This window comes from Paenibacillus allorhizosphaerae (assembly GCF_042659105.1).
GTDB classification, from domain to species: Bacteria; Bacillota; Bacilli; order Paenibacillales; family NBRC-103111; genus Paenibacillus_G; species Paenibacillus_G allorhizosphaerae.
In genome coordinates, this window is sequence record NZ_JBHSRV010000001.1 from 1,803,437 (window position 1) to 1,816,226 (window position 12,790).

Genomic DNA, 12,790 nt, shown 5'->3' on the forward strand with positions numbered 1-12,790 from the left:
TCGGCTTCGCTCTCCTTCGCACATCTCTAGCCTTCCGGAAGCGAGTCCGCCAGCAGCTCCAGGCTAAGTATCGTATTGAGCGACCACTGCGAGGCGATATTGGTGCTAGCAATGTCGATTTCTTGTACCGGTCTTACATAATGGAGCCCGTCCACGGAATCGGGCTGCCCGATTCGGGCCATGAATGGCTCGTTCAGCAATATATCCCACACTTTGCGTGCCAGCTCCTTGTCATTGCCGCGGGATGCGCCGTACGCAATGATGCCGGAGGCTAGCACCGGGTGATCCCAGCTCCACTTGGCGATGGCACCGCCCGTCCGCTCCGCTTTCTGTTCCTTGGACAGCAAGTAAAACAACCCGAACTCCGCCATCATCTCTTCCCACTCCGGATCTTCCAGCAGCTCCGCCAGCTCGAACCACACCTGCGGTCCGCCCATGCAGACCGCCAAATGCCGGCCCCAGTTATCGTCGCCGAAATGCGTCAGCCTGCCGGACTTCGGATCGTAGCCGTAGACCGGACCCGACCGCAGCCGGAAGGGCATGCCCTTGATGTCGGCGATGCCGATCAGCAGCTTGTCGCGGTACTGCGTATCCTCGTACCGTTCCCAGCGGGTCATCCAGTTGGAGCTGAACGCCGCCCAGTCAGGCCCGACGCGAATATGGGTCGGGAATTCGTCCTTCGGGTAGTAGGAACGCATCGGATCCAAATGTACGGTCGTATAGTCGGAATCGGCCACTTCGTTCATGATGTCGCCGATCCGCTCATCTGCCGTGAGATAATAATAGTAGCGGTGCAGTCCCGCCATCGCGATGCGCGCTTCCTTGCAGCCGCAGCCCCAATGAATGACGTTGTGCCGCGTGCCCAAACCCGCGTATTCGCCGATATGGTACACGTCGACCTCGCTCGTATGCCGGGTCATTGCCTCGGCCAGCCGGAAAATATCCTCCCGGCCCGAGCGGAGGAACATATACCACAGCCACATGTTCGGCGCGAGCTCCGTATTTTGCCAAGCACATCCTCCGACGTCGTAGCGCCATACGTGCCGCGTCGGATCGTAGCTGTGCATGAAGTCGCCGTAATCCCAGAAGCCGTACCATTTGCGCTGCTCGACCTCCGTTTTGTAAAAATCGATGACCGCATCCAGCCGGTCTTCGAGCTGCGCCTTCATGGCCGTGCTCCGGTCGGGCAAGCTCCAAATGCCAAACGCCTTGACATCGTAATAGTACTGTGGCTCGCATACGAGAAGCGACGGTGCATCCGCTTCCTCGGCAAGCGCTTTCAACCGTTCGGCAGTCGGCGTGCTCTCAAAGCAATGTAATGTCAGCTCATTCGTGTTCGCTATGCCGTAAGGCGTACTGCGCATTTCGTCGAACCCTTCGTAGGCGGACAGCAAATGCGTCTTCGTATCGTAATGACGCAAATCCATCGCCCGGGCCGCGTCCGGCGACCAGAACCATACTATCATCTCCGCCGTATCGGTGGACATATGGCGAAGCTCCAGCGCGGACGGACATTTCCGCCAAAAATTGCGGACGGTCGCCGACATGCCGCCGCTTTCGCTCCCCGCAAAGACGACGCCGGCGGAACGGTTGCCGCTGCCGGATTTCAACCAACAGCATACCTCCTGCGTCCGCTTGGAGATTTCATAATAATCCGGTGCGCTTTGCACCAGCTTGAAATCGTCCCAAACCGCCGCATCCTCCAGCAGCCCGATGAAGGCCGCATCCTCCTGCGGGTCGAAGGAAATCGCCTCCCCCGCCGTCTGCCGCCGGAACAGCTCTTCATACTTCCCTTTCGTGCGGAACGTCATGAGATGCTTCGGCGATTCGGCGAAAAAGCCGGTATCTCCGCCGAGCCGGACATGGCGGTTATGGAGCGGCCCGCTCATCGGCAGCGAGAAGGCGATGCCGAGTCCCTTGATCGCATCCTGATGCGGATTGCCGTCGTAGACGAAGGAATGCACGATGCGGATCTGCCCAAGCCCGGCAAAAAAGTACAGCCGCAGCGAGAACGGCAGCCATGCCCGGCTCCCGGCAACCGCCTTATGCCGGCCTTCTACTTTAATGACGGCGCGAACCGGCCCGCTCTGCTCTACCGCCGCCTTCGTAATATGACTTACGAAGTCCTGCTCCTTGTACACGCGTCCTCCGGCTTCGCTTCTTTGCTCCTCGCGGATGCACACCAGCTTGCCGCCGGAGCAGGCAAGCGTCTCTCCACGGTACATCGCGCGGACGATATCGGCGCCAGCCTTATTCACCTGGCACATGATCGCGCCCGTGCTGACTTCGATATATTCGTTCTCCTCGCGCACATGGATCGGGGCGGCCGGAACCGCCGGCTTCCCCTTCGACACGACGAACGAAACGGCATCGCTTTCGCTTGCGCCAAGCGCGGCGGCATGCGCGCTCCATTTGACGCTGCCGTCCGGCCAATAAGCCGTCGGCCAGCTTTGCAGCGGTACTTGCGTTCCGGACGGCCCGGTCATCGTCAAGTTTTCCTCCCGCAGCAGCGCGCCTTTTTTCCACGGGATGCCCCATGTCACGCCGCTTTCTGCAGGTTTGATCGTTTGGGACCCAAGCCGGTGTACGTTTACGGATATGTTGTTGTTCATACGGTTTCTCTCATCTCCATCGTCTGTTTCTGTTCTCTCGTTCCCGCTCATTGCCAAGCGGAGCCTGCATCATCCACTTCCATCCGAATGGCGTCGTACAAGAGGCTTGTATACAGATCGCCCGTCCGTCTCGATACGACATCGAAGTGACGGCTGCACTCGCCTTCTCCATTGAAACGCTTACAATCCCGTTGCCGATCGTCATCCACCTGTCGAACCTCCCCCTCCGGCCGCCGGTCCGGTTCATCGTCCGTTCGTACGGTTACAACCATCATAATTCACAGTCGATCGGGTAGGGTATGGCCGATCCTGCCATGTTTCTTGCCGATCAGGACATTTGCAAAAATATACAAATGAAATCAAAATATTATTATCTCATAAACAAACATAAAGCCAAAAAAATCATTGTTTATTCATTTCCGTTTTTATATGATGTAAACAAAAACAAACGAGGTGTACGATGCGAAGCAAAACCTTATTTCACGGCGCCGCCTATTATCCTGAGCTATGGGACGAACAAACGATTGAACAAGACATTCGACTCATGAAGGAAGCCGGAATCAACGTAGCCCGGATCGGCGAATTCGCCTGGGTCAACATGGAGCCCGAGGAAGGAAAAATCGATCTCGGCTTTTTCGTCGACATCATTAACAAGCTGCACGATAACGGGATCGATTCGGTCATGTGCACGCCGACCCCTACGCCGCCGATCTGGCTCACGCACGGCCATCCGGAACGAATGTACGTCGACGAACACGGTACGATTATGGGCCACGGGTCCAGACAGCATGTGTGCACGAATAATGCTTACTTCCGGGAGCGGGCCGCTATCCTTACGAAGCATCTCGCTCAGGCGGTCGGAGCGCTGCCCGGTGTGATCGGCTGGCAGCTCGACAATGAGTTCAAGGCGCACGTAGCGGAATGCATGTGCGCGACTTGCCGAAGCTTATGGCACCAATGGCTTGAGCAGCGTTACGGCGACATCGACAAGCTGAACGCCGCTTGGGGTACGCAAATCTGGAGCGAATACTACCACCGTTTCGATCAGGTGCCGCAGCCGGGTCCGGCGCCGTTCCTGCACAATTCGTCGCTGAAGACGATGTATCAGCTGTTTTCGATGGAAAAGATCGCCGAATTTGCCGACGAGCAAGCCGCAATTATACGCCGCTATTCGGAAGCGCCGATTACGCATAACAGCAGCATAGCCTTTCACGTCGACAATGAACGGCTGTTTCGCCATCTCGACTTCGCCTCGTTCGATACGTATGCGAGTTCGGACAACTTCCCCGCCTACCTTGTCAACTGCGATCTATGGAGAAATTTCAAGCAGGGCCGGCCGTTCTGGATCATGGAGACGAGCACGTCGTTCAGCGCATCGTTGGAAAGCTATGCGAAGCCGCACCCGAACGGGTACTTGAAAGCGGAGGCGGTGGCCGCCTATGCGCTCGGCGCGGAAGCGTTCTGCTACTGGCTGTGGCGGCAGCAGTGGGCAGGCTGCGAGCAGCCGCACGGCTCGGTGATCAGCGCCTGGGGCAAGCCGACCGTCGGCTATGCCGGCGTGCTTGAAGTCGAGCGGGCAAGGAAGGAGATCGAAGCGCATCTGCTTGCTGCCCGGCCGGCGCAAGCGGAGGTGGCCCTCACCTATTCGGACCGGGCCAAAGCGTTTCTGAAGACGGAGCCGCATCGCAAGCTGAACCACCGCGGTCTGACGACCTCGTTTTACGAGCGTATTTTGCATATGGGCATTCATCGCGACGTCATTCCGGAAGGCGCGGAGCTGGACGGGTATAAGCTGCTGTTTACGCCATTTTTGCCTTATGTGTCTGCGGATTATATTAAGCGGGCGGAAGCGTTCGTGGAAAACGGCGGCATTTGGATCGTCGGCCCATTGACCGGAGGAAGAACGGAGCACCATACCATTCACACCGATGCCGCACTGGGTGCTCTGGAACATCTGGCGGGCGTCGAGACGCTGTTTACTTACCCCATGGACGGCACCGGCGCAATCGGCCGCGCCTTCGGCTTGTCGGCCCCTCTAGGCTTATGGAGCGCCGTGTTCGAACCGAAGGACGCGGCTGCTATCGGACTCCTTGAGGAGGGGCTCAGTCCGGGAAAGCGTTCATCACCGAATGCAAGCGGGGTCAGGGGAAAATCGTCATGCTCGGCTCCATGCCGATGGGAGAAGACGGGGACCGGTTGCTGCAAAAGCTGATCGAGTACTACGCTGACGAAGCCCGGGTTACGCTCCGAACGGACGTGACGAAAGGAACGATCGTCGCCCCCCGGCAAGGAGACGGCTATACGCTGTGGGTAATTGTCAACATGGACGGCAGTGGCGGAAGCGTGACGATTCCGCAGGAAGGGCTGGACGTATTGTCGCGCAGCAAAGTCGATCCGGGGCCACTGCATGTAGGACCTTATGAGCATTTGATCATTCGATTCACCGAAAATTAAGCTTCGGACGGGCAGCTTCGGATTCGTCATCCCTTGTCGAAAGGGCGGCATGATTCGGGATAAGGCTATCCAATCGCTCCCATGTTTTCCACAGCAAACCACCCGCAATTATTTGCGGGTGGTTTGTCGTTTCCGAACGTTTGCTGGAAAAGGATACCGTTTCTCTACTGACCGCACATGGACGAACGAGGAAAATCTAAAGGAACGTTACTCCTGTCTATTGCATTCGATCAGCTTCACGGTGTCGAGTCCCGATACGATTTCCGGATGCCTGATATGTTCCAGGGTCACATCGTCAGCCGACAGCAAATAAAACGGCCCGCGGTCAAACCACATTTCGCCAGTTCGGTTCAACACCTTCCAGTTGCTGACGAAAAGTCCGTTTACATGTACGGCAATCAATTGATACGGGTGTACGACATAGTTGGCCCGGTTCGGGTCGATTTCGATCCGGCGTGCCCCGTCCGGCTTCTTGATACCGTCCGTTTTGCATTTGCCGGTAATGTTCCAGGTGATGTTGCGAAGTGAGATGTCCGATACCGGCGCATCCATGGCGCCTTCGATATACATCCTGCCTTTTCCGGTGAACATGATATTGTCGAAAATGATACTTCGTATCGTTCCGATGGCAGGCTCCTTGTAGTACCGTGGCGTGATGTCGATAACGACCGGAAATTCATTATAGGCTTCGACGACCATGTTGCTGAAAATAATATTTTCATAGCTGCTTCCGTCTTTCATATACAGAGCAAGCGCTACATTGGTATGGTTGATGATGCAGTTGTTGAACGTGATGTTGCGGATCGCTCCGATCGCTTCGGTACCGAGCTTCAAGGCAGCGTGTCTGGAGCTGAGGATACAGTTCGTGATCGTTATATTTTCGCACACATCGCCCTCGGTGCTCTTGATCACGATGCAATCGTCTCCCGTCTTCATATGGCAATCGCTAATGATCACATTGCGGCAGCCGTCCGGGTCGATCCCGTCCGTATTGATGCGCTCCCGATGCGCAACAATCGTCATGCCGCGAACGAGCACATCGCTGCAGCGAAGCAAATGAAGCGTCCAAAAGCAAGAATATTGCAGCGTAACGTCCAAAAACTTCACGTTGCGGCAATCCCGGTAAAAGATCAGCGCCGGCCGGAAGCGCACATGAACCGCATCGCTCGGGGCTAACGGCGAGTTGCCTCCTCCGTCAACGATACCTTGCCCGGTAATCGTCACGTTCGAAACGTTATCGGCCCAAATGAGCGCCTGAATTTGCCCTGGCAAGTTGCCGTACGGCGTTTTGCAAATCTCGGGATACAGGGCTGCGTCGTCCGCTCCAAGAATAACCGCGCCTTGTTCCAGATGCATATTGATGTTGGACTTCAGATGCAGCGTGCCGCATAAGTAAGTGCCGGCCGGAACATAGACCGTTCCGCCGCCCGCTTCCGCGCACGCATCGATCGCTTGTTGTATCCCTTCATGCGAGAGATCGGTACCGTTCCCGCTCGCTCCAAATTGCACAACATCGAATATCATGGTCTGCTGCTGCTCCCTTCGGCACGCCGCTGCACCTTGGCATTTTTACGGATGCGACTCGATCCACTTGTCGGCCTCTTCCTGAAGTTCTCTTAAGATTGTGTTGATGTCCTTGCGATCTACCGCCAGCTTTTGTTTGGCCCCTCTTATAATGATTCGCACCTGATTCTCATACTTGGAATGAGCCGGGAGCGCCGTCGGCGCCAGTTTGAATAAAGCTGCAATATTTTTGCCGCTGAAGGAGGCGTTGGACTGCAAATAATTTTTTTGGAACGACTCATCCTTGAGCGGGCTGATTCTTCCGGCTTTAGCCATCGCCATCTGTACTTCGTCGGACATCACTTCCTTGATTACGGCGAACGCTTCATCCTTGTGCTTGCTCACTTTGGAAATCATCAGCATATGGGTATCCACATTTCTGCCTTTTCCTTCATATCCCTTCACATAAGGGATGGAAACGAGATCCCAGTTTTTCAGCTTGGCGACCGTTGGATCGGTCAATTTGCCTACCAAATCCGTCGCCCACATCGGGGCCATCGCCAGATTGTCTTTGAAGAAATCGTATTCGAACTTACCGTTATTGACATATCCGGGCATATCAATCACTTGTTTGAACAGCTCCAGCACACGGCCCCAGCCTTCGATATTGATCGTCGATTTATTCGTCTTCGGATCGACAATGGAAAGTGTCATTTGACTTCCGACCGCCTCCACCCTCCACGGATCAATCCCGATGTAGCTCGTGCCCCCATCCGTAATCGTCAGTTTTTTGGCGAGCGCGATTGCGTCATCCCAGGACATCATATCTTTCGGGTAAGCGACTCCGAATTTATCGAAAATATCTTTATCGTAAATCATGGCCGCCATATTCATCGTTAAGGGCAGCCCGACCAATATTTTGCTGTCGTATCCTTTCATCATCTCCAAGCCCGTATTCTGGAATTTGCTCAAATCGAGTCCGTGTTTTTTGATCAGCGGATTCAAATCTTCGACAATATCCAAATCCTGGTAGACCGGAATGCTCGGATTGCTCGTATACATAAGATCGGGAAAATTGCCGCTCGTCAGCAGTTCTTCCGGGCTGTTTCCTTTCACGCTGTCCCGAACCAATTCCAGCGTAATGTTCGGATATTTTTTGGCAACCGGCTCGACAAAATAACTATTAAATTCCTGGTCGGAAATCGTTCCCCCTTTGTGGTACATTTTGATCGTTACCGGGTCCTTCGTGACGGATGCCGGGACGTCCTTCGGTTCGGAAGACTCCAGCTGCGGAGCGGCCGCCTCTTTTCCCGCACAGCCGGAGAGGAGCAATACTAGACTTAGAAAGGGCACCAGTACTTTTTTATGATTCATAAACATCCTCCTTCGATTGTTTTCCGTTGCGGCGGTCGGAGTGCCGCCTGATCAAATCTTCCGTCGCCGTCCGCGCAATCCCGGTTGCAATTAATCCGTCTGTCCCTGTAGGCACATTGCCCGCTAAACCGCTTCTAAGCGCTTTGGCGAAAGCCTCGTACATACCGGAAAAGTTTTTTTCCTTGGCAAAAGGAAACGGGGTCGTGCCCGTAGAATTTCTCATTTCGAATATTTTTGCTTCCCGGTCGTAATATACGATGCCTTCCGTACCGATCAGACGATAAGTGAAATGGGAGACCGGCTCCCTGGCGGTGAAGCAGTAGGAGTAGCTGATCTCTACCAGCGTGTGGGCCCCGCTTGCATGCTGCATATGAAGATACATATGATCCGGCGCTTCGTATTCATCGACCCAGGCGCCTTCCGAGCGATAGCTTGTCACTTCGGAATCGAGCCACCATCTGGCAAGATCGATCTGATGCACGCCGCAATCCACCATAGGCCCGCCCTCCAGCATTCGCCCGACACGGCGCATATTCAGCTTGCGGGGCTTATCATCCGAAGCCGGATCGGCGAACTTTCCGTGCAAGTTCCATATATAGCTCAGCCGGAGAGAGCGGACTTCACCGATGAGCCCGTCTTTTACAATCCTTTTGATCGTCTGGGCGGCCGGACTGAAACGGTAGTCGAACGCCGTAAACAAAAACAGGCCTTTCCGCTCCATGACGGCGATCATTTCCGCCGCCTCGCGCTCATCCGTAGCCAGCGGCTTTTCGCACAGCACATGTTTGCCGTAACGGGCCGCGTCCAGTACATTGTTGTAATGGCTAGGGGCGGGAGACGTGATGATAACTGCTTCGAAGCCAGCCTGGAAAAAGGCGTCTACTTCCGTAAACACCGGTACGTTGTATGTCGACTGCAATGATTCCGTACGGGACGGGTCGGGCTCATAAATCGCCGTCAGTTCGAATTTGGGCGATGCCGCGATGACAGGAACATGTCCGTATGCGGCTACGACTCCGCATCCCATCAAACCTATCTTAATCAAATCTGTTCCCCCTTTACGCCGGTTCAGCTGCATATAGCTAAAATGACAGCGCTTTCGTTTCTTTCATTGTAAGCCTGCTCCGGGGGAAGCTCCAGATACAGAACTGTCTAATCATCGTACAAAACTGTCTTTTAAGAAATGGAGGGATCAACGGTGGAGGGAAATGCGAAGAACGAACAAGTCAATTATCATCATCCGCTGCTGCGCTACAAAATATGGGACCTGGAGTTTCCCCCTTTGCCGTCGGCCCCGTGGAATACATGGCATTATCATAAAGAGGTGGAAATCATCATCCTGCTGGAAGGCATGATGCTGGTCGAAACCGTCGATCGCGTATACAAGCTGCAAGGCCTTGACTTGCTGCTGCTCGGCTCTTCCCGGCTGCACCGGACTCGACGGACGGAACACGTCAAGCAAATCGTGCTGCAATTCGATATGCTGGCGCAGCTGGATTCCTACGCCAAGGAATTTGCGCCAGTCTTGTTGGAACTGTCGGAACCGCTCGATCGCGTAAACGAGATATTAAAGGGCAACGCGGCAGCGAAAGAAGCGATGTACCGGCTGCTGCTCGGCATTTCCAACGAAGCGAGCGAAATGGGAGCCGGGTATGAGCTGGCCGTCAGCGGAGGATTCAAACAGCTGCTTGCCCTGATCGTACGCCACGCGGTCTCCTCCGCCCCTATGTCTCCCCCGGATTGGCAGCGGTTGAAGCCTGTGCTCGATTATGTGGAAGCCCGTTACCCCGAGTCGATTCATATTCAGGACGTGCTTCCGCTTGTCCATTTGGAGTATCACTACTTTATCAAATACTTCCAGCAGCATATCGGCATGTCCTTCGTCGATTATTTGCACTTGAGGCGCATTAAAGCTTCCGAGCGTCTGCTTCTGACCAAGCCGCTCGGCATCGCCGATATCGGCATTCAATCCGGCTTTCCGAACGTGACCCAGTTCATCCGCATTTTTAAAAGGTACAACGGCTGCACGCCGTCCGAATTTCGCAAAAAGCGGCTGCCGGTCCATGAGCCGGAACCTGCCGAGTAGCACGTGCATGGCACGCATGGCGTTAACAAAAAGCAAAACCCGGCCGTCGGCCGGGTTTACGTACGTTCTCATGCATCGGAACTTCGTTACTTCGACTTTTCTTCCTCTACGTTTTTGAGTACTCTTTCCTGTGCGTCCTTCAGCGCCGTATTGACGTCTTTCAGCCCAAGCGCCATGTTCTTTTGCTCTTCGCGAACAATGCTCGACGCTTTGGAGCCGTAGTTGGACGATTTTTGCTGCGGCGTCTGTTTGGTCAAGAAGATGTTCTGCACTTTTTTCCCTTTGTAGCTTTCGAAATTTTTGGCGTAGTTGGCCTGAATCGTTTTGTCTGGGATAGAGCTGATCCGTGCATTCGCGCTGACCAGCATTTGCGTTTCCCTGGAAACGGACTCGAGGATCACCTGGAACGCTTCTTCCTTATGCTTGCTCGATTTGGAAATGAACGTCATATGCGAGTCGACCGGGCGGCCGTTGCCGAGCTTATCTTTGAAATTGGGCAGCGCGGAAATATCCCAGCTGTTGAATCCGGACTTGGACGCTTCTTCCAGCGGAGCGGCGGCGTCGTTCGTCCACTCAAGGAACATCGCCAAGTTTTGATCTTTCAGGAAGCCGTTTCGGCCCCAGTTATGCTTGCCGTTCGGACCGATTTGGCCAGGAAGGTCGTATACCTGCTTCAAGAAATCGAACACTCTCTTGTACTCCGGCTTGTCGATATTCGGCTTGTCGTCGGCGCCAACAGGCGGAATGCCCAATTGGCCGGTAATCGTATCGGCATTTTGCGGTTCAAAGCCGACATATTGGATTCCGTTTTCCGTCCGGTTTATTTTTTGCGCGATAGGGAGAATTTCTTCGAAACTCATAATGTCTTTCGGATAGGGAACCCCGAATTTATCGAAAATATCTTTGTTGTACAGCATCATGCCGTAGTTGAGCGAGAACGGAATCGAGTACAGCTCGCCCTTGTCCCCCGCCTGTTTGATCCGTTCCAAAATCGGCTGATCGTAAACGGACAAATCGACCTTATATTTTTTCACATATTCGTTCATGTCCTGCATAATGTCGAGCTGCTTCAGCAGGGCGAAGTAACCGTTGCTGGCGAAGATGAGGTCCGGCGTTTTCCCGGCGGCAATGAGGTCCTCCAGTTCCGTCCCTTTATCCGGTTTAATGTATTCGAGTTTAATATGAGGGTACTTTTTCGCCACCGGCTCGACGAAATACGTCTGGAAATCTTTCTCGGTAAATCCTACGCTCTTATGATTGGTGATGGTCAAAGTGACGGGTTCCGGAGGCGCCGGCGGTTTCATGTCTTCCGGTTTTGCCGTTCCCTTCGTTCCTTGTCCGGACGGTGCGCCGCTGCATGCTGAGAGTGAAATGAGGACTAGCGGTAATGCCAACTTCAGTAAGCCCGCTTTCTTTTTCATTTGTTTACCCCTCCAATAATGATCATGGTCTTGCTTCGTAATCCGGCGATCCGTTCACGCAATCCTGCGTTACATGACACCACCTCCGACTCTGTAAAGGCTTACATTTTTGCGAATGGCCGGAACCGGGATGTTACCCGGAACTCAGAGAAGGCCCCGTCGTACCGCGGACGATCAGTTTCGGCTCATACTCGATCCGCTCCGGATGAAGCTCCAGCTTATGAATGAGACGGTTCAGCCTGTACACGGCATCGCGGCCCATCTGATCTTTCTCGGTATGAATCGTCGTGAGCGGCGGATTGGAGAAGCTCGCGAAATCGATATTGTCCGAGCCGATCACGGAGATGTCTTGAGGAATGCGCAGCCCCTTCTCCAGCATGACCCGCATCGCTCCCAGCGCCAGCATGTCATTGGTGGCGAATATCGCGTTCGGCAGCTTACTGTGGGAACGTTCCCATAATTGGTGAAAACATGCCGCCCCTTCTTCAAACGTCGAATGCGGTGATAAAGCAATATGCTGCTCGCTAATGTCGCAGCCGAGCTCGCGCATCCTTCGGGAAAAGCCTTCGTATCGCAGATGATGGCTCCGGTGGTCTTGCGGTCCGGCAATGATGCCGATCCGCCGGTGGCCGAGCGCATACAGATGATCCGCTGCGATTCTCCCGCCTTGCCGGTCATCGTTCACGATCTGGATCACGTTGTTGTTCTCCACGGTCCCGTTCACCATTAAATACGGAATATGAAAGCTGTCGATATAACCGATCATTTCCTGACTCAGGCGGCTGATCAATACGAGCCCGTCGACCCTCTTCTCGAGCATGTAGTCGGCGGTGCGTTGCGACATCTCTTTATCCGTGGAGACGAATACGGAATAGTTCATTGCTTCTGCGGCAGCCAGGATGGAGTCGACGATTTTGCCGTATATCGGATGTGATACGATCGGATAATCTTTCCGATAAATGATGATGCCGATGTTATAGGTCCGCTGAGACACCATCGCCCGGGCCACCGCGTTCGGTTTGTACTGCAATTCTCTGGCCGCCAGCATCACTTTCTCGCGGACTTCGGGACTCGTGTAGCCTTTACCGGAAATGACGCGTGAAACGGTCGATTTGGAAACGCCCGCATGCCTTGCAATGTCTATAATCGTGCTGTTCATCGATTCCCTCGCTCATGCGTCGGATAGTTTAACCAATTGTCGGTTATGACGCAGCAATCAGATACGAAAGCGCTTACCCTTGTCCTTTGATAAAAACCTTCGTTCAATTAGAAACAATAATTAAACCAAGGTTAGTTAAGCGCTTTCCTTGTCTTGAATTATACTATACCGCTTCCATTGT

At 54.1% G+C, this 12,790-nt stretch carries 8 protein-coding genes and 1 pseudogene; 2 read left to right on the top strand and 7 right to left on the bottom strand.

From position 1 onward, the window contains the following. Positions 1-26: 26 nt before the first annotated feature. Both ACFQI7_RS07935 and ACFQI7_RS07940 read right to left on the bottom strand, forming a co-directional pair. Entirely contained in the window at positions 27-2,612 is a 2,586-nt protein-coding gene (locus ACFQI7_RS07935) for an exo-rhamnogalacturonan lyase family protein (RefSeq protein ID WP_218098750.1), read from the bottom strand. Between the two features lie 47 nt (positions 2,613-2,659). After that, complete coding sequence (locus tag ACFQI7_RS07940; protein WP_218098751.1) at positions 2,660-2,821, bottom strand: hypothetical protein; 162 nt, start codon at positions 2,819-2,821, stop codon at positions 2,660-2,662. 251 nt (positions 2,822-3,072) lie between these two features. On the opposite strand from ACFQI7_RS07940, the pseudogene ACFQI7_RS07945 reads away from it, so the two are divergent. Beyond that, positions 3,073-5,066 (top strand): annotated as a pseudogene (locus tag ACFQI7_RS07945) (beta-galactosidase). Positions 5,067-5,273: 207 nt separating this feature from the next. Here ACFQI7_RS07945 and ACFQI7_RS07950 read toward each other — a convergent pair. From ACFQI7_RS07950 to ACFQI7_RS07960, 3 genes are read right to left on the bottom strand one after another with little or no spacing between them, the layout of a single operon-like run. Beyond that, positions 5,274-6,590 (bottom strand): glycoside hydrolase family 28 protein, encoded by a 1,317-nt coding sequence (locus tag ACFQI7_RS07950; protein ID WP_218098752.1) that lies wholly within the window; start codon positions 6,588-6,590, stop codon positions 5,274-5,276. 45 nt (positions 6,591-6,635) lie between these two features. Then, a complete protein-coding gene (locus ACFQI7_RS07955; protein WP_218098753.1) occupies positions 6,636-7,943 on the bottom strand; it encodes an ABC transporter substrate-binding protein in 1,308 nt (435 codons plus the stop codon). Further along, positions 7,933-8,988 (bottom strand): Gfo/Idh/MocA family protein, encoded by a 1,056-nt coding sequence (locus ACFQI7_RS07960; protein ID WP_218098754.1) that lies wholly within the window; start codon positions 8,986-8,988, stop codon positions 7,933-7,935. The genes ACFQI7_RS07955 and ACFQI7_RS07960 overlap by 11 nt, the downstream gene beginning before the upstream one ends. A 153-nt stretch (positions 8,989-9,141) precedes the next feature. Here ACFQI7_RS07960 and ACFQI7_RS07965 point away from each other — a divergent pair, with 153 nt between their 5' ends. Beyond that, complete coding sequence (locus ACFQI7_RS07965; RefSeq protein ID WP_218098755.1) at positions 9,142-10,029, top strand: AraC family transcriptional regulator; 888 nt, start codon at positions 9,142-9,144, stop codon at positions 10,027-10,029. A gap of 86 nt (positions 10,030-10,115) precedes the next feature. On the opposite strand, the gene ACFQI7_RS07970 is transcribed toward ACFQI7_RS07965, so the two are convergent. Then, a complete protein-coding gene (locus ACFQI7_RS07970) occupies positions 10,116-11,450 on the bottom strand; it encodes an ABC transporter substrate-binding protein (protein ID WP_218098756.1) in 1,335 nt (444 codons plus the stop codon). Positions 11,451-11,583: 133 nt separating this feature from the next. Next, positions 11,584-12,609, bottom strand: coding sequence for a LacI family DNA-binding transcriptional regulator (locus ACFQI7_RS07975; RefSeq protein WP_218098757.1), 1,026 nt, complete (start codon positions 12,607-12,609; stop codon positions 11,584-11,586). Positions 12,610-12,790: the final 181 nt, after the last annotated feature.